Here is a 20,452-nt window from a genome sequence, read left to right as displayed (position 1 = left end):
ACATACTCATTTCAACGACAGCGTTAATAAAACGCGGCACACACTGGAGACACTGCATGAAAATTCAGCGATTCGACCATGTCGCGGGGCCCGGCTCGCCCGCCCATAGCGCCCGCCTCTGCTTCCCCGGCTGCCGCGGCAGCCTTCAATGACCCGAGCGCGCTCGCTCGCGGCGCAGGCCTGCGTCCGGCACTTGCCGGCGCTGGGCGCCGTGCGCCCGTGCGCGCCTCTGACCCCGATTGGCCAACCATGAACGCACCGCAGCCATTGAGCGCATCGCATCTCGCCGACACGCTGGAAATCCAGCGCGCCGCCTTCAACGCCGACATGTTTCCGTCCGCCGCGGTGCGGCGTGAGCGGCTGGCGCGCCTGCAGGCCATGGTGGCCGACAACGAGGCGGCCATCCTGGAGGCGATCAACGCCGATTTCGGCGGGCGCGCGCGGCAGGAGATGGTGCTGACCGAATTGTTCATCGTGCTGTCGGCGATCCGCCAGCAGCGCCGCAAGCTGGGGCGCTGGATGCGCGTGCGCCGCGTGGCGACGCCGCTGCACATGCTGCCCGGATCGAGCCGGATCATGCCGCAGCCGCTGGGCGTGGTGGGCAATATCGTGCCGTGGAATTATCCCTGCCAGCTGGCGCTGGTGCCGGCGGCGGCGGCGCTGGCGGCCGGCAACCGCGTGCTGATCAAGCCGAGCGAACTGACGCCGGCCTTTTCGCGCCTGCTGGCGCAACTGGCGCAAAAGTATTTCAGCCCCGCCGAACTGGCCGTGATCGAAGGCGGAGTGGACATCAGCCGCGATTTCGCCGCGCTGCCTTTCGACCACCTGGTATTCACCGGCTCCACCGCCGTGGGGCGCCAGGTGGCGCTGGCCGCCGCGCGCAACCTGACGCCGGTCACGCTGGAGCTGGGCGGCAAATCGCCCGCCATCATCGACGCAAGCTGCGACCTGGCGGAAGCGGCGCCGCGCCTGGCCTTCGGCAAATTGTTCAACGCCGGCCAGACTTGCGTGGCGCCGGACTATGCGCTGGTGCCGCGCGCGCGCGTGGCGGACTTCGTGCGCGAAGTGAGCGCCGCCGCTGCCGCCATGTATCCGAAGTTCGCCAGCAACGAGCAATACACCAGCATCATCAGCGAGCGCCACCTGGTGCGCCTGCAGCAGCTGGTGCGCGAGGCCGAGGAGCAGGGCGCAAAGGCGGTCCAGCTGGGCGCCGGCGCCAGCGGCGAGCGCCGCATGGCGCCGGTGCTGCTGCTGGACGTGACGCCGGAGATGGCGGTCATGCGCGAAGAGATCTTCGGCCCGCTGCTGCCGGTCGTGCCTTACGACACCCTGCAGGAAGCCATTGCCTTCATCAACCAGCGCGAGCGTCCGCTGGCGCTGTACTGGTTCGGCAGGGCGCGCCGCAACTGCACCAAGGTGCTGCGCTCCACGATTTCCGGCGGCGTGACGGTCAATGACGCGCTATGGCATGCAGCGCAGGAAAACCTGCCCTTCGGCGGCGTGGGCGCCAGCGGCACCGGCGCCTATCACGGCGAGCATGGCTTCCTGGCGTTCTCGAAACAGAAGCCGATCTTCCGCCAGGCGCGCCTGAATGGCTTTGGCCTGTTCCGCCCACCATACGGGCGTCTGTTCGACATGCTGGCACGATTCCTCAAACAGCATATGTAGTGGCAGTACCCAAGCAGTCAGATAGCAGTCAAATATAAAACGATAGGAGACACTAGGATGACGAGGAAGTACAACCGCACCATGGCCCTTGCCGTGGCGGCTGCCCTGGCAAGCCCCCTGGCGCACGCAGATACCTTCACCACCGACAATGGGCTGGAGGGGCGCTGGTCCCTCAACACGTCGATCGGTACCAGCATCCGGATGAAGGATGCGGACAAGAACCTGATCTCCGTCGTCAACGGCGGCACGGCGGGCGCCGGCGCCGATGACGGCAACCTGAATTTCGGCAAGCACGACGCCTACTCCACGGTCGGCAAGCTGACCGCCGAATTCCAGCTGAAAGGCGATACCTACGGCCTGTTCGCACGCGGCTTCGCCTGGTACGACTACACGCTGAAAAATTCCAATATGCCGCACGGCAGCTTCAATAACGCCTACGTGCCGAACACGCAATTGAGCGACCATGGGTTCGACCAGTTGTCCACCTTCGACGGCGCGGCCCTGGCCGACGCCTATGTCTTTGCCAACTGGGATGTGAGCGGAAAGCCGCTGTCGGTCAAGCTGGGCAACCAGGTGGTGAACTGGGGCGAGAGCCTGTTCGTGCCGGGCATAAACGCCATGGGCGCTTTCGATACCAGCGCCGCGCGCCGCCCGGGCGCGCAGGTGAAGGAAATCCTGCGCCCGCAGCCTGCGCTGCTGGCCAACCTGGGGCTGGGCAACGGCGTGTCGGTGGAAGCCTTCTACGACATCGGCTGGCGCCAGAATGTCGTGGATGGCTGCGGCACCTACTGGTCGGCGGCCGACTCGCTGAACTGCAATAACGGCACCGTGCTGTTTGGCGACGGCACCAAGATGGACGACCAGGGCCAGTACAATGGCAAGCCGTTTCTGGCGGGCCTGCCGCCTGCACTGGATCCTTTGCTTGCCTCTCTTGGCCTGTCGCGCTCCATGCCGCTGAACTTCCGCATGACTACCGCGGACAAGATCAAGCCGAAGAATTCCGGCCAGTTCGGCGTGTCGGGTCACTATTTTGCCGACGCGATTGCTACCGACTTCGGGCTCTATTTCGCGCGTTATCACAGCCACTCGCCGATCGTCTCGGTGGTCAAGCAGCCGTCGGCCCTGCCGTCCGTCTGGTCGGGCCGGCTGGCGCAGCTGGCGAAAGCCGTGCCTTCGCTGGCGCCGGCGCTGGGCACGCTGGCTGTCCTGCCGCCGGGGAATATCGTGTGGGATTACAGCGGCGAGAACGTGAAGACCCTCGGCCTGTCGGCTGCGACCGAAGCTGGCGGCTTCTCCCTGTTCGGCGAAGTGTCGCGCACCAAGGATATTCCGGTGCAGATCAACGCCATCGACCTGCTGGTGGGTACGGCGCTGGGCATCGGCCCGCAAGCCAAGCTGGCGGCCATGGCGCGCGACCCGAACGTGCCAACCGGGACCGTGATCCACGGTTATGACCGCAAGGACAAGACGCAGGCGCAGGTATCGTTCATCCGCCAGATTCCGCAGGTGCTGGGCGCGGATTCGCTGACGCTGCTGGGTGAAGTCGCGGGCCAGAAGTGGAGCGGCATCGGCGACCCGAACACGAGCACCCGTTATGTGCGCGCCTTCATGTACAACTTCGGCCCGACGGCGGCGCTGGGCGGCACCTGCGGTCCGGCCGGCATCCAGCCGAACGCTTCATATTGTGAGAACCAGGGTTATGCGACCAGCAGCGCCTGGGGTTATCGCCTGTCGGCCGAACTGCTGTTCCCGAACGTGGTGGCCGGCATCAACTTCAAGCCACGCCTCTACTTCGCGCATGACGTGAAAGGCTACTCGGCCGACTACCTGTTCATCGAGGACCGCCAGACCCGCTCGATCGGCCTGCGCGCCGACTACAACAACCGCTACTACGCCGACATCAGCTACACCAGCTATAACAAAAGCGCCAAGTACGACCAGTTCCACGACCGCGACAACATGTCCTTCGTGATCGGCGCCAACTTCTAAAAAAGACCCAGGAGAGACATAGATGAAGATGATGAAGCAAAGTTTGCTGGCCGCAGCGCTGGCGTGCATCGCGGGCAGCGCCCTGGCTGGCCTGTCGCAGACGGAAGTGGAGCGCCTGGGCAAGGACTTGACCCCGGTCGGCGCGGAGAAAGAGGGCAATAAGGCCGGCACCATCCCGCCCTGGACGGGCGGCCTGACCAAGGCGCCCGCCGGCTTCGACGGCAAGAACGGCTATCCGGACCCGCTGCCGAACGAGGCGCCGCTGTACACCGTGACCGCGGCCAATATGGACAAGTACAAGGACGTGCTGACGCCGGGCCAGATGGAGATGCTCAAGCGCTATCCGTCCTACAAGATGAACGTCTACAAGACCTACCGCACGGCGGGTTATCCGCAGGCGGTGTACGACACCGTCAAGGCGGAGGCGTCCAAGGCCGACCTGACCGGCGGCGGCAATGGCGTGACGGGCATCAGCAAGACCACCGTACCGTTCCCGATTCCGAAAACCGGGGTGGAAGTGATCTGGAACCACCTGATGCGCTACCGGGGCGGCACCATCGAGCGCTACACCGCCGAATTCCCGGTGCAGACCAATGGCGCTTTCACGCCGGTGACGCGCACTGAGAAGGTAGCTTTTGCGCAGGGCATGAGCAATCCCGAGCCGAACCGCCTGCTGTACTACATGGCCACGCTGACCGGGCCGTCGTCCGTGGCGGGCGACGCGCTGCTGGTGGTGGACCCGCTGGACCAGGTGAAGGAATCGCGCCTGGCCTGGACCTACAACCCGGGCCAGCGCCGCGTGCTGCGCGCGCCGAACGTGGCGTACGACTCGCCGGGCCAGGGCGCGGATGGCTTGCGCACCACCGACGACTACGATGGCTTCAACGGCGCCCCGGACCGGTACGACTGGAAGCTGGTCGGCAAGAAGGAGATGCTGATCTCCTATAACAACTACAAGATGACCAACAAGGCCGTGAAGTATGCCGACATCGTCCGTCCGGGCCACATCAACCAGGACATGGTGCGCTATGAGCTGCACCGCGTATGGGTGGTGGAGGCGACGCTGAAGAAGGACAAACGCCATATCTACGCCAAGCGTGTCTTCTACGTGGACGAGGACAGCTGGCAGGTCGCGCACGCCGACGCCTATGACGGCCGCGGTGAGCTGTGGCGGGTGCACGAAATCGGCGCCATCCAGTATTACGACGCGCAAACCCAATACTTCGCCAACGAAGTGTTCTATGACCTGCAGGCACGCCGCTACTTGCTGTCCGGCATCTCCAACCAGGAGAAGCCGATCAAATTTGGCGTAAAGCTCGATCCGTCGAACTTCACGCCAGATACGCTGCGCCGCTCTTCGAATTGAGGAAGGCGTAGCGGGTTTGGGGTGTCTCTTCGGGCGCAAGCGATCCAGGGACCGCTGCGCCCATTTTTTGGCGGGTAGAAGCATGAATAGAGCATTGATACAGGCCGTCGCGGTGTTCGTAGGCGCATTGGCGACCGTACCTGCGCTGGCGGGCGATCCGCTGCAAACGCCGGCGCGCATGTCGGCACGGGCGCCGAAGGCCATGCTGCTGTCGCTGGCCCAGGCCGGGCGGCGCACGGTAGCGGTGGGCGAGCGCGGCATCGTCCTGGTAAGCGATGGCGGTGCGTCCGCAGCCTGGCGCCAGGCGAAGGTACCGGTGTCGGTCACGCTGACCGGCGTAGCGTTTGCCGATGCGCTCAACGGCTGGGCGGTCGGGCACGATGGCGTGATCCTGTCCACCAGCGATGGCGGCGCGCAGTGGACAACCCGTTTTGACGGCAACAAGGCGAATGCGCTCATGCTGGCCGATGCCAAGGCGGCGGTGGCGAAAGCGCAAGCGGCGGCCGGCGCTGCCGGCGCGGCGGCGGGGGGCAGCACGGCCCTCAGCGACGCGCAGAACGCGCTTGGCGATATTGAAGCGGCGGCCAAGTTCGGCCCGTCGCGCCCCTTGCTGGGCGTATGGTTCCGCGATGCCAGGACGGGCTACGCGGTGGGCGCCTACGGCCAGGCATTCCGCACCACGGATGGCGGGGCAAACTGGACTTCCATGGGCGCAGGCCTCACCAATCCGGAGGGCTTGCACTACAACGCCATTGCCGGTGGCCCCGGCAAGGCGCTGGCCATTGCGGGCGAAGGCGGATATGTCTACAGGTCGAACGACGGCGGCGACAGCTGGCAGCGCGTGGCGACCGGTTACAGCGGCCAGCTGTATGGCGTGATCTTCACCGGCCGCAGCATGCTCGCTTATGGCTTTGGCGGTCACGTGTTCCGCAGCGAAGATGGCGGCGCCACCTGGCGCGAAACGCCGGCCGTGACGAAAAAGAGCCTGGTCGGCGGCGCCATGCAGGGCGCCGGCATCGTGCTGGCGGCCCAGGATGGGGCGCTGCTGCGCAGCGACGACGACGGCGCCAGTTTCCGCGTGGTGCGCCAGGGCGATGCCGTGCCGACGGCGGGCATGCTGCAGGCGGATGGCGCGCTGCTGCTGTCCGGCGTGGGCGGGGTGCGTGCAGCAGGGGAGGGAAGTAAATGATGCGTGACGATCAAGACAAACCGTGCGAGGTGATGGAGCAGAGCCACCAGCGCTTCGACTCGATCGAACATTGGCTGGAGCCGCGGCTGTTCAGGCGCCGCTTCGTCATCATGCTGGCCTTCCTGCTGGCGTCGGCGCTGTTTGCCTGGCAGGCGGCGCTGCTCAAGCCCGACGCCAGCTTGCAGAAGATGGTGCCGGCCACGCATCCCTTCATCGCCAACTACCTGAAATACGAGAACGAGCTGCGCCCCTTGGGCAACAATGTCCGTATCGCAGTGGAGGCGGCGAAAGGCGACATCTATTCCAGGGAATACCTGGATACGCTGAAGGCGGTGACCGATGAAGTGTTCTACATTCCAGGTGTCGACCGCGGCAACCTGAAGTCCCTATGGACGCCGAACGTACAATGGATGGAGGTGACCGAGACCGGCATGAACAGTGGCCAGATCATCCCGCAGGGCTTCGATGGCTCGCCGGCCATGCTGGACGAGGTGCGCGCCAACGTGGCGCGTTCTGGCCGCATCGGCAGCCTGGTGGCGGCGGACCAGAAGTCCACCATCGTGCAGGTGCCGCTGCTGGAGATCGATCCCGACAAGGGCACCAGGCTCGATTACGGACTGTTCTCCGAGCGGCTGGAAAAGCTGGTGCGCGCCAAGTACGAGCAACAGGGCGTGAAGATCCACATCGTCGGTTTTGCCAAGGTGGTGGGCGATCTGATCCACGGCGCCAAGGCGATCGGCATGTTCTTTGCGATCACCTTCGCCATGACGGTGGCGCTGCTCCTGTGGTATTCGCGCTGCTGGAAGTCGACCCTGGTGACGGTGTTCTGCTGTTCGCTGGCGGTGATCTGGCAGTTGGGCATCGTGCGGCTGCTGGGCTTCGGGCTTGACCCGTATTCGATCCTGGTGCCGTTCCTGACCTTTGCCATCGGCGTCTCGCATGCGGTGCAGAACATCAACACCATGGCCAGCGAGCGCCTGTCCGGCAAGACCGCCACCGAGGCCGCCAAGCAGACATTCCGCCAGCTGTTCATTCCCGGCACCATCGCGCTGCTGTGCGATGCGGTGGGCTTTTCCACCCTGCTGGTGATCGATATCGGCGTGATCCGCGAGCTGGCGATCTCCGCCTCGGTTGGCGTGGCGGTGATCGTGCTGACCAAGATGTTCCTGCTGCCTATCCTGATGTCGTATTTGGACGTGACCGATGCCTGCCTGCGCAACCAGGCGCGCAAGGCGCAGCGCAAGCACCGCTTCATGCGCAAGCTGTCGCGCTTTGCGGAGCCGAAGTTTGCGCAACTGGCGGTGCTGGGCGCAGTGGCGGTGTTTGCCACGGCGTTTGCGCTCAACCGCGACCTGAAGATCGGCGACCTTGATCCGGGGGCGCCGGAGCTGCGCGCCGATTCGCGCTATAACCGCGACAACGCCTTCATCACCAGCCACTATTCGACCAGCTCCGACGTGTTCGTGGTGATGGTGAAAACGCCGGCCGGCGAGTGCGGCGCCTATCCCGCGGCGGAAGTGGTGGACCGCTTCCAGTGGGAGATGGAGAACGTCGCGGGCGTGGAGTCGACCACCTCTTTGTTCACGGTGCAGAAGCGCATCATCTCCAACGTCAATGGCGGCAGCCTGAAATGGCAGGCGCTGTCGCGCAACCGTTTCGTCTCGAACTCGGCGCAGCGCATGATTCCGTCCGAGTTGTACAGCAACGATTGCTCGATGCTGCCGGTTCTGGTGTTCCTGGCCGACCACAAGGCCGATACGCTGACGCGCGTGGTGTTGGCGGCCCAGGCTTTCGCGAAGGAGAACAATTCACCGCAGGCGGAGTTCATCCTGGCGGCGGGCAATTCGGGCATCGAGGCGGCCACCAATATCGTGATCAAGCAGGCCGAGATCACCATGCTGGTGCTGGTGTATGCCATCGTGGCGCTGCTGGTGTGGTGGGAGTTCCGTTCCTGGCGCGTGACCGTGTGCATCATGGTGCCGCTGTATATCACGTCGGCGCTGTGCGAGGCGATCATGGCGCGCCTGGGACTCGGTGTGAAGGTGGCGACCTTGCCGGTGATTGCGCTGGGCATCGGCATTGGCGTGGACTACGGCATCTACATCTACAACCGGCTGCAAGGATTCCTTGACCGCGGGCTGGAGCTGAAGGAGGCTTATTTCGAAACGCTGAAGACGACCGGGGTGGCGGTGGCGCTGACTGGAGTGACACTGGCGCTGGGGGTGTTGACCTGGGTATGGTCCGACATCAAGTTCCAGGCCGATATGGGCCTGCTGCTGATGTTCATGTTCCTGTGGAATATGGTGGGGGCGATTGTGATGATTCCGGCGCTGGCGTCTTTGCTGCTGCCGCGCCGTCCCGGCTGACGGGAGTGCGGCGCGGGACAGGGCGGCGGGCCGCCCTGTTGCCTTATCAGGCGGCGCGCTTGCGGCGGCGTGCCAGGGCGGCGCCGGCCAGGCCCAATCCCAGCAGGGCCAGCGAACCTGGCTCAGGTACGCTGGCGGCAGGGGACGCGCCGCCGAGATCGAATTCGCCACCCAGCACGTAGCCGAGGTAAGGGCCGCTGCCGAGGAAGGCGCCGTTCTTGCCGTAGTTTTGCATATTGCCGCTCCAGTCGACCATCCACAGGCTCTGGTCAGCGTGGTCGAGCGCCAGGCCGCCGGTGATGCCGCTGGCGGTATTGAAGCTGCCCAGCAAAGCGCCGGTCATGCTGTAATTGCGCACCAGGTTGCCGCCGAAGCTGACGATCCACAGCGAATGATTGGTTTCGTCGAAAGTGATGCCCAGGCTGGATGCGCCACTGTTGAACAGGGTGGTGGCGTTGCCGAAATTGCGATCGGTACGGATCACGTTGCCGTTCGTGTAGGCGACCGTATAGTTGTAGAGGCCGTCAGTGGTGGAGTCGTCGGTGTCCTGGTAGCCGGTCGCTTCGTCCAGGTAGTTGGTGCCGGTGTAAGCGCCCGCCAGCGTATATTGCGAACCCTGGGAATTGTCTCCCGCCGGGCTGGTGCGGATGTCGCCGTTGACGTTGATGGACCATTCGCTGCCATGGACCGTATTCCATTGCTGCACAATCGAATTGCCTTGGGCGACTTTGATCTGGCTGCCGCTCACGGAAGCGTAGTATTTGCTGATGGGGCCGGCGAAGGCGCTGGAAGCAGCGAGGGTCAGTGCAACTGCGGAGACAAACTTTGGCAACATAGATTCCATCCCGAAAATATTTATTGATAACGTGGCAATTTTTCTTGCCTTGCGCTATTAAGCAATATTTGGGCCCGGTAACTAAGTTGTTGATAGTTAAGAGAAGTGTGAATTGCGCCGGGGCCAACTGTAAAATTCTTCGACAGCTGCTCCGGCGTTGCGGGACATGCTGACTGGCTTATTCCTGGCGTTCCCAGGTCTGCGAACGGCCCAGCATCGGGATGCCGATATAGCCGCGTACTTTCAGCTTCTTGCCGCCGTCGGCCACTTCCAGCTTGCTCTTGTATACCTTGCCGTTGTTCGGGTCGAGGATCTCGCCGCCATTGTATTCGTCGCCATCCTTCTTCAAGCCGGAAACGATCACCATGCCGACGATCGGCTTGTCCTTGCGCGCGTCGGTGCACTTGTCGCACACCGGGTTCTGTTCTTCGCTCGGGCCGCGGAACAGTTTTTCGATCTTGCCCTGCAGTGCGCCGTTTTCTTCGGTGATGCGGATCAGGGCCTTCGGCTTGCCGGATACGTCATCGATGTTCTTCCACAGGCCGACAGGGGATGGGTCTTGGGCAAATGCTGGTGCTGCAGCCAGCAAGGCTGCCGCGGCCAGCGCCACAGTACGGGTAAGGCGCATGGGGGTGTCTCTTTTATAGGGGTTTTGGGGAAAACCAGTGTAGCGTATGACCCGGCATAGCACCGCACGATCATGCTATTTTTATTCGAGGGAAGACTCTAGAAATGAAAAAAGGGGACGTAACCAATTAAAAATTGGTTACGTCCCCTTTTTGGATCAGGCTTAGGCCACTGGCAGTTTGGCCAGCTGTTCCTGCATTTTTGCTAGCGTTGCGCCGAAGGTGGCGACGCGCTCTTTTTCCTGCGCCACCACGGCCGCTGGGGCGCGGGCGACGAAGGATTCGGAGGACAGCTTGCCGGAGGCTTTGGCGATCTCGCCTTCCAGGCGGGCGATCTCTTTCGACAGGCGTTCGCGTTCGGCCTTGACGTCGATTTCCACTTTCAGCATCAGCTTGGTGGTGCCGACTACGGAAACGGCGGCCGGCGATTCCGGCAGCACGTCCACGATCTGCACTTCCGACAGCTTGCCCAGCATCTGGATGTACGGCGCGAAGGCGGCCATTTTGGCCTTGTCGGCGCCGGCGGCTTCCACGATCAGCGGCACGCGCACCGATGGCGACAGCTTCATTTCGCCGCGCAGGTTACGGGCAGCGTCGGTCAGGCCTTTCAGCTCGCCCATCCAGGCTTCGGCTTCGGCGCTGATCGCCGCTTCGTTCGGCAGCGGGTAGGCCTGGGTCATGATGGACTGGCCTTCGCCGCCTTTGCCGGCCAGCGGGGCGACGGTCTGCCACAGCTGCTCGGTGACGAACGGGATGATCGGGTGCGCCATGCGCAGGATCACTTCCAGTACGCGCAGCAGGGTGTGGCGGGTAGCTTGCTGCTGGCCCGGCGTGCCTTGCTGTACCTGCACCTTCGCCAGTTCCAGGTACCAGTCGCAGTACTCGTACCACACGAACTGGTAGATGGTAGAGGCGATGTTGTCGAAGCGGTAGTCGGCGAAGCCTTTGTGCACTTCCTGCTCGGCGCGGTTCAGCGCGGAGATGATCCACTTGTCGGCGGCCGACAGGTCGGCGTCGTTGGCGCTGCAGTCGTGGCCTTCGGTGTTCATCAGCACGAAGCGGGTGGCGTTCCACAGCTTGTTGCCGAAGTTGCGGTAGCCTTCGCAGCGGCCCAGGTCGAAGTTGATGTTGCGGCCCAGCGAGGCATAGGAAGCCATGGTGAAGCGCACGGCGTCGGTGCCGTAGGCTGGAATACCTTCCGGGAATTCCTTGCGGGTGGCTTTTTCGATCTTGGCCGCGTCTTTCGGGTTCATCAGGCCCGAGGTGCGCTTGGCGACCAGGGCTTCCAGGCCGATACCGTCGATCAGGTCGATCGGGTCCAGGGTATTGCCCTTGGACTTGGACATCTTCTGCCCTTGCGAGTCGCGTACCAGGCCGTGCACGTATACGGTTTCGAACGGTACCTTGTTGGTGAAGTGGCTGGTCATGATGACCATGCGCGCTACCCAGAAGAAGATGATGTCGAAGCCGGTCACCAGGACCGACGATGGCAGGAAGGCCTGCAGTTCAGGCGTTTCGTTCGGCCAGCCGAGGGTGGAAAACGGTACCAGGGCGGACGAGAACCAGGTGTCCAGCACGTCGTTGTCGCGGGTCAGGGCGCCGGTCATGCCTTTGGCGGCGGCTTGCGCTTTCGCGTCATCTTCGCTGCGGGCGACGTAGATGTTGCCTTGCTCGTCGTACCAGGCCGGGATCTGGTGGCCCCACCACAGCTGGCGGGAGATGCACCAGTCCTGGATGTTGTTCAGCCACTGGTTGTAGGTGGTGCTCCAGTTTTCTGGGACGAACTTGATCTCGCCGCTGGAGACTTTTTCCAGCGCGACTTCGGTGATGGATTTGCCCGGATTGAAAGTGCCTTCCGGCGCCGGCTTGCTCATGGCGACGAACCACTGGTCGGTCAGCATAGGCTCGATCACCACGCCGGTGCGGTCGCCGCGCGGCACCATCAGCTTGTGCGGTTTGACTTCGACCAGGAAGCCTTGCGCGTCCAGGTCGGCCACGATCTGCTTACGGGCGGCGAAGCGGTCCATGCCCTGGTAGGCGGCCGGGCCGTTTTCGTTGATCTTGGCGTCCAGGGTCAGGATGGACGGCATGTCCAGCTTGTGGCGCTGGCCGACGGCGTAGTCGTTGAAGTCGTGGGCCGGAGTGATCTTCACGCAGCCGGTGCCGAATTCCTTGTCGACGTATTCGTCGGCGATGACCGGGATTTCGCGGCCGACCAGCGGCAGCTTGAGCATCTTGCCCACCAGTGCGGTGTAGCGCTCGTCGGTCGGGTCCACGGCCACGGCGACGTCGCCCAGCATGGTTTCAGGACGGGTGGTTGCCACGACCAGGTGTCCGCTGCCGTCGGCCAGCGGGTACTTGATGTGCCACATCGAGCCGTCTTCTTCTTCCGACACCACTTCCAGGTCGGAGACGGCGGTGCCCAGCACCGGGTCCCAGTTGACCAGGCGCTTGCCGCGATAGATCAGGCCTTGTTCGAACAGGCGCACGAAAACTTCGCTCACGACCTTGGAGCGCTCGGCGTCCATGGTGAAGTATTCGCGGTTCCAGTCGGGGGAGGTGCCCATGCGGCGCATCTGGCCGGTGATGGTGGAGCCGGATTTTTCCTTCCACTCCCATACTTTTTCGACGAATTTTTCACGGCCCAGGTCATGGCGGGACACTTTCTGCGCGTCCAGCTGGCGCTCCACCACGATCTGGGTGGCGATGCCGGCGTGGTCGGTGCCGGGGATCCACGCGGTGTTGTGGCCCAGCATGCGGTGGTAGCGGGTCAGGCCGTCCATGATGGTCTGGTTGAATGCGTGGCCCATGTGCAGCGTGCCAGTGACGTTCGGCGGCGGCAGCTGGATGCTGAAGGACGGCTTGCTCAGGTCGAGGGAGGCTGCGTAGTAACCGCGCTTTTCCCACTCGCTGCGCCAGAACTGTTCAATGTCGGCAGGCTCGAAAGACTTGGCTAATTCCATGATTTGGGCTGTAAATTTGGCGAAAACTTTCATTATAAGGGATTGTGCGGTGCCGCATGCGGCTGGCCGGCCCCGCCAGTGGACCGCCGAACCGGTAGCCCTCCGCGCATCTCTCGCTGACTTGAACTGAAAGCTACTGAAACAACTACTGAAACTACTGAAAAACTGAACTTTTTGGCCGTGATAGCGCTCTAAGGGGGAAAATTTCAGGAGGTTTCAGTATGAGTACCCGAGTGACTTTGGAGGTAAGCCTCCCGACCCTGCACGCGCTGCTCGACTACCACGCTGAGCAGGCGACAACGCTCACCCTCGCGGACTTGGCCGACATTGCCATCCGTGAATGGCTACAGCGCCAGCGCGCCGAAAACAGGCCGCTAGACCCCAAGGGCTATTTCTGGAAAACGGTATTCCTGCCGGATGGTACGCGGTTGCGCATCACCAGCAGCCGTGGCCCGCATTACGCTGAAGTGATTTGTGGCGAGCTGGTCTATGACTTCCGGCCCGTCTCACCAAACCAGTTTGTCACAGCCAGCCTGGGCAATGTGGGCAATGCGTGGAAAGTGATTGACTTACAGCTTCCCGGCGACAGCGATTGGACGCCAATCATCCGCTTGCGCCATGCGGCGATGGCGCATGGCTTCCGCACGGCGAAGCGCAAGGCGGAACGTACCAGACTTCCGGAAAAAGATGACGCCGCCCGCAATGGGGCGGCGCCGAGGTAGTGCTACTTAAGGAATCAGGCTGAAGTTGACGTTGGTCTGGTCGGCGGCAGTGATATCCACGGTCGGAATCGCCAGCGTGGTGTAGCCGGTTGCCGAAGCCTCAACTTTGTACATGCCGGTCGTTGGGGTGGTCAGTGCTGCGCCGAAGGACAGCGGCAAGGTGGCGCTATACGCGGCATACTGAGGCGCCGACAGCGGCAGCTTGGTGATGCTGTAGGCGCCGCTCACCATGTCGGCGTTGGTATAGCGCAGCGTCACAGTCGGGCCCCCGGAAATGGCTTGCTTGGCCGAGACCAGGGCCGACTCGGTGGCGCTGGCGGGAGTCAGCGTGGCGGTGCCGCTGATGGAGCCCATCAAGCTGGTGCTGGCCAGCGTGAATGGCGCAGCGGTGGTGCTGATCGGCACCATACCGGTGAGCGAAGTGACCGGCACGCCGCCAACCACATACGCTGCATGGGTGTTGGAGGTGATCACGACGTCGTAGTTACCGAGAGGCAGGCGGGTCAGGTCGAATTCACCGGTGCTGCTTGGCGTCGTCGATGCGATCACAGCGCCGTTCTGCTGGGCGCTCACCACCACGCCATCGGTCAGCAGCGGCAGGCTGACGAAGCCGCTGATGCCGTTCAGCGCGGTCGGGATCACTTTGACTACTGGCTTCAGCGCGTACTTGCCATTGCCCTTGGTGACGATCGATTTGCAGGCGTCGAAGTCCATCACCAGGTCATAGCGCTGGCCCGCTTCCACCGTGAAGTCGGCGTTCATCTTGATGCCGCTCTGTACCGCGCTTGGGGTGTCCAGCGAAATCTCGGTCGTGGTGCCGCTCAGGACCACCGAGTTGTTGGTGGCGTTGCCGGTATTGGCATCGAGCACCAGGCGTACCTGATTGTAATGGCCTGCCGCCAGCGAGGTCTGACCCAGGGCGTCCAGCGTGCCGTTGGTCAGGTTCAGCAGGTTGATTTTCTTGGCGGGCGACAGGGTGATGTCGGTCCAGCCGCCATCCGTGTCGCTGGCGGTGGCGCTGGTGTTCACGCGCACCTTGTTGACCGTCACGTTGACCGCATCAAAACCGCAGGCCGGGGCGTCCGTCATGGAAACAGCCAGGGTACCCATGGTCTGGGTAGGCTGGCTGCTGGAACCGCCACCGCCGCCGCCGCATGCCGCGAGCAAGGCGGAAGCCAGGAAGAGGGGGAGGAGGGAGACTTTCGGGTTCATGGTTGTGCCTCTCGAAGTTATTAGTGCTCTTCCATTATGGATTCCGAGCGGAAAACTGCTATGTGCGGTTTCGCACTTAGTAACGAATTGTTACACCTTTCAGATGGCAAGGCACCTCGCCTAGGGGAAGCCCCTATTTGCCGCAGGCGACATTCCAGGCCGTCAATTCAGCGCCGCGCGTCTGGCGCACGGTGATGCCGGCCGTGCTGCCGATATCGCTCTGGTAACCAAGCAGGTACATTCCGTCCGCACTGCGCCCCAGTGAGCGCAGCGTAAAGTTGCGCGAGCGGGTCGGCGCGCAGCTGGTGTTTCCGGTCATGAGCAGGCGCGCCTTCTGCAGCACTTCGCCTTCCGCCTGGATCAGGCGCAGTACGTCGATTTCCGCCAGCTGCGCGCGCAGTTCGACCATGCCGGCCGGCGGCGTGCCGCAGCTGGTGGTGTGGTGGATCCAGACGTGCTGGCTGCTGTCGGTGCGCCAGCTGTCGTCGGCCTGCAGCGTATACCGGGTGCGCGTCACGCGGCACAGCGGCAGCACCAGCCGCACCGGCGGCGCATCTTCGCTGGCGCTCACCTCCCATTGCTTCGCCCCGTGCGCGCGTTCGGCGTGCAAGGCCGGTAGCGGCGCGCCCGGTGCGCTGCGCTGCATGAATTGCTGGAACGAGCGCTGCTCTGCCAGCGTTGGCGCGCGCGTCTCCAGCGCCGGCCCAGCCACGGCGGCCTGCGCGGCTATCGCAGCCAGGAATACTACATATCGCATCCGGTCTCCTTTCACGGTGCCCGATTATAGCCGCGCCATGCTGCTTGCAAGAAGTACAATTAGGTCCATTTTCTGGCATCTGGAGTTGCGATGAAATTGGAACTGCTGCATAACACCGCCATCGATATGGCGGCAGAATTTGGTGACGAGAGCTGGCATTGCGCGAGCTACGTACCGTTCAAAGACGGCCGGCTGGTCATGCTGGCCAAGCCGTATGGGACCGGCGATTATTGGCTGGTCCAGCTGCGGGACGGCAAGGTCGACAAGCGCAAGCTTCCAGCCGCCCTGCACGCCGAAATGCTGGAATTCGCCGACGCCTATTGGGATGATCAGCATCACTATCGCCTGTCGCTGAAGGCGTTTTCGGTCGGCGGCAAGCTGGCCTTGCTGCTGGCCGACCGCAAGCTCTATCTGCTTGACGATATCTCGTCTGAGCTGGTTCCGCTGGACATCGACAATGCGCTGGCCAAGTGGTCCAGCGAATTCGAACAGGAGGAGCCCGGCTATGCGAGCGCGCCCTCGCGGAAGGCCACGTTCTTCGCCCAGGATTTCGGACCGACACAAGACCAGCGCGTGCCCGTCACTTTCCGCGGTTTTCACTGCGACTCGGTGAATAACTTCCTGGCGCTGTTGTCGGTCGATGTGGCACAGGGGCGGGCCCGCTGGGAAGCTGGCCGTTTGCCGCACGCTCCGATGACCATCCAGTATGGTCCTTACCTCGGTAACACAGGCTACGCATGCTTCAGCCACGCCGCCTGGCAGGGCAGCACCGGACTGGCCTTTGGCGTGGGCAATATGGAACCGCATTTCCGTCTCGGCATGCAGTTCGTCGAACTGCTTGAAATCGACGAACGGGCCAATGTCCTGGCCAGCCGGCTGACGATCGACGAGGCTTGCTACGGCAAGTTCAGCGCCGACCTGAAATGGCTCTTGCTCACCCCCATGTACAAGAAATATTCGCGCAAGGGAAAACAGACCGTGGTGGCGCTGGAGAACCATGCCGAAACGCCGATCGCCTTGCCGCGCGGCTGTACCAAGTTGCGGGTTCTCGACATCCTTGGCGAGCATGCCTGGCTGGCCGGCGACGACAGCAGCGCAATCGTCAGCTGTCGCATTGCCACATAGAGGGCTTTGATTTTTTGCGCAAATTGCTAAACATGCGGGTATAATCCGCTCGCTGCCGTCAAGGCGGCAAACGCTAGGGGTCCTGCGCGGCGCAAGCTGCGCGGGTGAGAAATACCCTCCGAACCTGATCTGGATAATGCCAGCGAAGGGAAGCTTCAGGATACGCCTGCTGCCGCGCGACCGCGCGCCGCGGTCCGGCGCAACCTAACCTCCTTTGCTGGCTCCTGCGCCAACACAAGGAGCCAAAATGAACGCCAATCCAACCTTCCTCGCCGCCCAGGCGGAAGTCGACTCCGCAGCCGTCACCCCGCTGCCGAATTCCCGCAAAATCTATGTGACCGGCAGCCGTCCGGACCTGCGCGTGCCGATGCGCGAAATCAGCCTGTCCGGCGACAATGCGCCGGTCACCGTGTACGACTGCTCCGGCCCGTACAGCGATCCGGACGAGAAAATCGATATCCGCAAGGGCCTGTCCACCCCGCGCGCCGCCTGGATCGCCGAACGCAACGACACCGAGCTGCTGGACGGCCCGACCTCGGACTACGGCCGCCAGCGCCTGGCCGACGAAAAGCTCGACGCCCTGCGCTTCGAGCTGCACCGCCAGCCGCGCCGCGCCCAGTCCGGCCGCAACGTCACCCAGATGCACTACGCGCGCCAGGGCATCGTCACCCCCGAAATGGAATACGTGGCGATCCGCGAAAACCTGCGCCGCAAGGAATACCTCGCGGGCCTGCGCGCCCAGGGAGAGAAGGGCCAGCGCATGGCCGGCCTGCTGGGCCGCCAGCACCGCGGGGAATCCTTCGGCGCCGCCATCCCGGAGGAAATCACGCCGGAATTCGTGCGCGAGGAAGTCGCCCGCGGCCGCGCCATCATTCCGGCCAACGTCAACCACCCGGAACTGGAGCCGATGATCATCGGCCGCAATTTCCTGGTCAAGATCAACGCCAATATCGGTAACTCCGCCGTCACTTCCTCCATCGGCGAAGAAGTGGAGAAAATGACCTGGGCCATCCGCTGGGGCGGCGACACCGTGATGGACCTCTCCACCGGCAAGCATATCCATGAAACGCGCGAATGGATCGTGCGTAATTCGCCGGTACCTATCGGCACCGTGCCGATCTATCAGGCGCTGGAAAAGGTCAATGGCAAGGCCGAAGATCTGACTTGGGAAATCTTCCGCGACACCCTGATCGAGCAGGCGGAGCAGGGCGTCGACTACTTCACCATTCACGCCGGCGTGCTGCTGCGCTACGTGCCGATGACCGCCAACCGCATGACGGGCATCGTCTCGCGCGGCGGCTCCATCATGGCCAAATGGTGCCTGGCCCACCACAAGGAAAACTTCCTGTACACGCACTTCGAAGAGATCTGCGAAATCATGAAGGCCTACGACGTCAGCTTCTCGCTGGGCGACGGCCTGCGTCCAGGCTCGGTGTGGGACGCCAATGACGAGGCGCAACTGGGCGAGCTGAAAACCCTGGGTGAACTGACCCAGATCGCCTGGAAGCACGACGTGCAGGTGATGATCGAAGGCCCTGGCCACGTGCCGATGCAGCTGATCAAAGAAAACATGGACCTGCAGCTGGAGCAGTGCAGCGAAGCGCCGTTCTACACCCTGGGCCCGTTGACCACCGATATCGCACCCGGCTACGACCACATCACTTCCGGCATCGGCGCCGCGCAGATCGGCTGGTACGGCTGCGCCATGCTGTGCTATGTGACGCCGAAGGAGCACCTGGGCCTGCCGAACAAGGCCGACGTCAAGGAAGGCATCATCACCTACAAGATCGCCGCCCACGCCGCCGACCTGGCGAAAGGACACCCGGGCGCGCAGATCCGCGACAACGCCCTGTCGCTGGCGCGCTTCGAATTCCGCTGGGAAGACCAGTTCAACCTGGGCCTGGACCCGGACCGGGCGCGCGAATTCCACGACGAGACCCTGCCGAAGGATTCGGCCAAGGTAGCGCATTTCTGCTCCATGTGCGGCCCGCATTTCTGCTCGATGAAGATCACGCAGGAAGTGCGCGAGTTCGCGGCCAAAGGGATGCAGGAAAAGTCCATCGAGTTCGTCAAGGGCGGGGCCAATATCTACCGCGAGCAAGCATGATCGAAATCGAACTGAACGGGGCCGCCCGTGCGGTGCCGCCGCAGCAGACGCTGGACCAGTTGATCGACTCGCTCGAGCTCACTGGCCAGGCGCTGGCCCTGGCGGTCAACCGCCAGGTGGTGCCGCGCCAGCGCTGGCCGCAGGTCGCGCTGAACCACAACGACAAAGTAGATATCGTCCGCGCCATCGGCGGGGGCTAGGGAGATTGAAGATGCAAGACAAACCATTGGTCATCGCCGGCAAGGAATACAACTCGCGCCTGCTGGTAGGCAGCGGCAAGTACAAGGACCTGGCGCAAACCCGCGAAGCAACGCTGGCTGCCGGCGCGGAAATCATCACCGTGGCCATCCGCCGCGTCAATATCGGCCAGGACCCGCACGCGCCAAGCCTGCTGGATGTCGTGCCGCCGCATGAATTCACCATTCTTCCCAATACGGCCGGCTGCTACACGGCCAAGGAGGCGGTGTACACGCTGCAGATGGCGCGCGAACTGCTGAACGGCCACAAGCTGGTCAAGCTGGAGGTGCTGGGCGACGAGAAGACCCTGTTCCCCAATATGCCGGAAACCCTGGCTGCTGCGCGCGAACTGGTGCAGGACGGTTTCGACGTCATGGTCTACTGCAGCGACGACCCGATCCAGGCGCGCATGCTGGAAGACATCGGCTGCTGCGCGGTGATGCCGCTGGCTTCCCTGATCGGCTCCGGCATGGGCATCCTCAACCCTTGGAACCTGTCGCTGATCATCGAGCAGTCCAAGGTGCCGGTGCTGGTCGATGCCGGCGTCGGCACCGCGTCCGACGCGGCCATCGCCATGGAACTCGGTTGCGACGGCGTGCTGATGAACACCGCCATCGCTTCCGCCGGCGATCCGGTGCGCATGGCGCGCGCCATGAAGCTGGGCGTGCAGGCCGGGCGCGAAGCCTTCCTCGCCGGCCGTATCCCGCGCCGCTTTGCCGCCTCGCCGTCCTCGCCGATGGCGGGGAGGATCGCATGAGCGACCGGCCTTGCGTGCTGGTGTTCTCCGGCGCCGACCCCTCTGGCGGCGCCGGCATGGCGGCCGACATCCAGGCCATCACGGCGATGGGTGCGCACGCACTGCCGGTGTTGACCGCCATCACGGTGCAGGACAATAACCATGTCCACGCTGTGATGCCGCTGGCGCCGGAAGTGGTGCAGCAGCAGGCGCGCACCCTGATGGCGCAAGTGCCGGTGGCGGCGGTGAAGATCGGCATTCCCGGCAGCGCCGAAAACGCGCAGGCCATTGCCCAGCTGATCGTCGAGCTGCGCGCCACCCACCGCCAGGCGGCCGAAGCGGCGCCCGGCTGGGCGGCCAGGCTGTACACCGAACCGCCGGTGGTGCTCGACCCCGTGCTGCGCAGCGGCCACGGCGATGCGCTGGGCCGCGACGACGCGGTCAAGTCGCTGGCGCCGCTGCTGCCGCTGGCCACCCTGATCATGCCCAACGGACCGGAGGCCGCCGCCCTGGCTGCAAGCATGGCGCGCCACGCCGCGCTCCCGCCCGGCGCA

16 protein-coding genes and 1 riboswitch are annotated in these 20,452 nt (G+C 63.6%); of the genes, 11 read left to right on the top strand and 5 right to left on the bottom strand.

Features of this window, described 5'->3' with window-relative positions; all coding sequences use genetic code 11:
* The first annotated feature begins 249 nt into the window (after nucleotides 1-249).
* From GM658_RS16265 to GM658_RS16245, 5 genes are all read left to right on the top strand, one after another.
* Nucleotides 250-1,668, top strand: a complete 1,419-nt coding sequence (locus GM658_RS16265) for a coniferyl aldehyde dehydrogenase (protein WP_155455106.1) — start codon at nucleotides 250-252, stop codon at nucleotides 1,666-1,668.
* Between the two features lie 57 nt (nucleotides 1,669-1,725).
* The gene (locus GM658_RS16260; protein ID WP_155455105.1) at nucleotides 1,726-3,657 is read left to right on the top strand and encodes a DUF1302 domain-containing protein; all 1,932 of its coding nucleotides are present in this window, start codon (nucleotides 1,726-1,728) and stop codon (nucleotides 3,655-3,657) included.
* Nucleotides 3,658-3,679: 22 nt separating this feature from the next.
* Nucleotides 3,680-5,023: a DUF1329 domain-containing protein gene (locus tag GM658_RS16255; protein ID WP_211841880.1), complete on the top strand. Its 1,344-nt coding sequence runs from the start codon at nucleotides 3,680-3,682 to the stop codon at nucleotides 5,021-5,023.
* An 82-nt stretch (nucleotides 5,024-5,105) separates the two neighbouring features.
* Nucleotides 5,106-6,212, top strand: a complete 1,107-nt coding sequence (locus GM658_RS16250) for a YCF48-related protein (RefSeq protein ID WP_155455104.1) — start codon at nucleotides 5,106-5,108, stop codon at nucleotides 6,210-6,212.
* Nucleotides 6,209-8,578, top strand: a complete 2,370-nt coding sequence (locus GM658_RS16245) for an efflux RND transporter permease subunit (protein WP_229416942.1) — start codon at nucleotides 6,209-6,211, stop codon at nucleotides 8,576-8,578. The genes GM658_RS16250 and GM658_RS16245 overlap by 4 nt, the downstream gene beginning before the upstream one ends.
* Nucleotides 8,579-8,624: 46 nt before the next feature.
* On the opposite strand, the gene GM658_RS29335 is transcribed toward GM658_RS16245, so the two are convergent.
* The 3 genes from GM658_RS29335 to GM658_RS16230 form a co-directional block, all read right to left on the bottom strand.
* Nucleotides 8,625-9,422, bottom strand: a complete 798-nt coding sequence (locus GM658_RS29335) for a PEP-CTERM sorting domain-containing protein (protein ID WP_155455103.1) — start codon at nucleotides 9,420-9,422, stop codon at nucleotides 8,625-8,627.
* A 169-nt stretch (nucleotides 9,423-9,591) separates the two neighbouring features.
* On the bottom strand, nucleotides 9,592-10,041 hold the full coding sequence (locus GM658_RS16235) for a DUF2147 domain-containing protein (protein ID WP_155455102.1): 450 nt from the start codon (nucleotides 10,039-10,041) through the stop codon (nucleotides 9,592-9,594).
* Nucleotides 10,042-10,203: 162 nt separating this feature from the next.
* Nucleotides 10,204-13,002 (bottom strand): valine--tRNA ligase, encoded by a 2,799-nt coding sequence (locus GM658_RS16230; protein ID WP_155455101.1) that lies wholly within the window; start codon nucleotides 13,000-13,002, stop codon nucleotides 10,204-10,206.
* 221 nt (nucleotides 13,003-13,223) lie between these two features.
* On the opposite strand from GM658_RS16230, the gene GM658_RS16225 reads away from it, so the two are divergent.
* On the top strand, nucleotides 13,224-13,724 hold the full coding sequence (locus GM658_RS16225; RefSeq protein ID WP_155455100.1) for a hypothetical protein: 501 nt from the start codon (nucleotides 13,224-13,226) through the stop codon (nucleotides 13,722-13,724).
* A 6-nt stretch (nucleotides 13,725-13,730) separates the two neighbouring features.
* Here the strand turns inward: GM658_RS16225 and GM658_RS16220 are convergent, their stop codons facing one another.
* Entirely contained in the window at nucleotides 13,731-14,936 is a 1,206-nt protein-coding gene (locus GM658_RS16220; protein WP_155455099.1) for a DUF4382 domain-containing protein, read from the bottom strand.
* Nucleotides 14,937-15,069: 133 nt separating this feature from the next.
* Nucleotides 15,070-15,693, bottom strand: a complete 624-nt coding sequence (locus tag GM658_RS16215; RefSeq protein WP_155455098.1) for a hypothetical protein — start codon at nucleotides 15,691-15,693, stop codon at nucleotides 15,070-15,072.
* A 90-nt stretch (nucleotides 15,694-15,783) separates the two neighbouring features.
* Here GM658_RS16215 and GM658_RS16210 point away from each other — a divergent pair, with 90 nt between their 5' ends.
* The 5 genes from GM658_RS16210 to thiD all read left to right on the top strand — a co-directional run.
* Nucleotides 15,784-16,818 carry a hypothetical protein gene (locus GM658_RS16210; protein WP_155455097.1) on the top strand — a complete coding sequence of 345 codons (1,035 nt, stop codon included), beginning with the start codon at nucleotides 15,784-15,786 and terminating at the stop codon, nucleotides 16,816-16,818.
* Nucleotides 16,819-16,883: 65 nt separating this feature from the next.
* Nucleotides 16,884-16,986: riboswitch (TPP riboswitch) on the top strand.
* A gap of 79 nt (nucleotides 16,987-17,065) precedes the next feature.
* Nucleotides 17,066-18,925, top strand: coding sequence for a phosphomethylpyrimidine synthase ThiC (gene thiC / locus GM658_RS16205; RefSeq protein WP_155455096.1), 1,860 nt, complete (start codon nucleotides 17,066-17,068; stop codon nucleotides 18,923-18,925).
* Entirely contained in the window at nucleotides 18,922-19,125 is a 204-nt protein-coding gene (gene thiS, locus GM658_RS16200; protein ID WP_155455095.1) for a sulfur carrier protein ThiS, read from the top strand. Before thiC ends, thiS begins: the two co-directional genes overlap by 4 nt.
* Before the next feature lie 11 nt (nucleotides 19,126-19,136).
* Nucleotides 19,137-19,919 (top strand): thiazole synthase, encoded by a 783-nt coding sequence (locus GM658_RS16195; protein WP_155455094.1) that lies wholly within the window; start codon nucleotides 19,137-19,139, stop codon nucleotides 19,917-19,919.
* The coding region (gene thiD, locus GM658_RS16190; RefSeq protein WP_211841879.1) for a bifunctional hydroxymethylpyrimidine kinase/phosphomethylpyrimidine kinase at nucleotides 19,916-20,452 on the top strand (537 nt) is incomplete at its 3' end. The genes GM658_RS16195 and thiD, both read left to right, overlap by 4 nt.

The sequence above is a fragment of the Massilia eburnea genome, from assembly GCF_009720745.1.
Taxonomy (GTDB): Bacteria; Pseudomonadota; Gammaproteobacteria; order Burkholderiales; family Burkholderiaceae_D; genus Rugamonas; species Rugamonas eburnea.
This window is presented reverse-complemented; position numbering and strand designations above follow the sequence as displayed.

Coding starts and splice junctions, on each gene's coding strand:
- thiS (WP_155455095.1), top strand. CDS start 18,922: ATGATCGAAATCGAACTGAACGGGGCCGCCCGTGCGGTGCCGCCGCAG.
- GM658_RS16250 (WP_155455104.1), top strand. CDS start 5,106: ATGAATAGAGCATTGATACAGGCCGTCGCGGTGTTCGTAGGCGCATTG.
- GM658_RS16220 (WP_155455099.1), bottom strand. CDS start 14,936: ATGAACCCGAAAGTCTCCCTCCTCCCCCTCTTCCTGGCTTCCGCCTTG.
- GM658_RS16215 (WP_155455098.1), bottom strand. CDS start 15,693: ATGCGATATGTAGTATTCCTGGCTGCGATAGCCGCGCAGGCCGCCGTG.
- GM658_RS16260 (WP_155455105.1), top strand. CDS start 1,726: ATGACGAGGAAGTACAACCGCACCATGGCCCTTGCCGTGGCGGCTGCC.
- GM658_RS16245 (WP_229416942.1), top strand. CDS start 6,209: ATGATGCGTGACGATCAAGACAAACCGTGCGAGGTGATGGAGCAGAGC.
- thiC (WP_155455096.1), top strand. CDS start 17,066: ATGAACGCCAATCCAACCTTCCTCGCCGCCCAGGCGGAAGTCGACTCC.
- GM658_RS16265 (WP_155455106.1), top strand. CDS start 250: ATGAACGCACCGCAGCCATTGAGCGCATCGCATCTCGCCGACACGCTG.
- GM658_RS29335 (WP_155455103.1), bottom strand. CDS start 9,422: ATGGAATCTATGTTGCCAAAGTTTGTCTCCGCAGTTGCACTGACCCTC.
- GM658_RS16230 (WP_155455101.1), bottom strand. CDS start 13,002: ATGGAATTAGCCAAGTCTTTCGAGCCTGCCGACATTGAACAGTTCTGG.
- GM658_RS16210 (WP_155455097.1), top strand. CDS start 15,784: ATGAAATTGGAACTGCTGCATAACACCGCCATCGATATGGCGGCAGAA.
- GM658_RS16195 (WP_155455094.1), top strand. CDS start 19,137: ATGCAAGACAAACCATTGGTCATCGCCGGCAAGGAATACAACTCGCGC.
- GM658_RS16235 (WP_155455102.1), bottom strand. CDS start 10,041: ATGCGCCTTACCCGTACTGTGGCGCTGGCCGCGGCAGCCTTGCTGGCT.
- GM658_RS16255 (WP_211841880.1), top strand. CDS start 3,680: ATGAAGATGATGAAGCAAAGTTTGCTGGCCGCAGCGCTGGCGTGCATC.
- GM658_RS16225 (WP_155455100.1), top strand. CDS start 13,224: ATGAGTACCCGAGTGACTTTGGAGGTAAGCCTCCCGACCCTGCACGCG.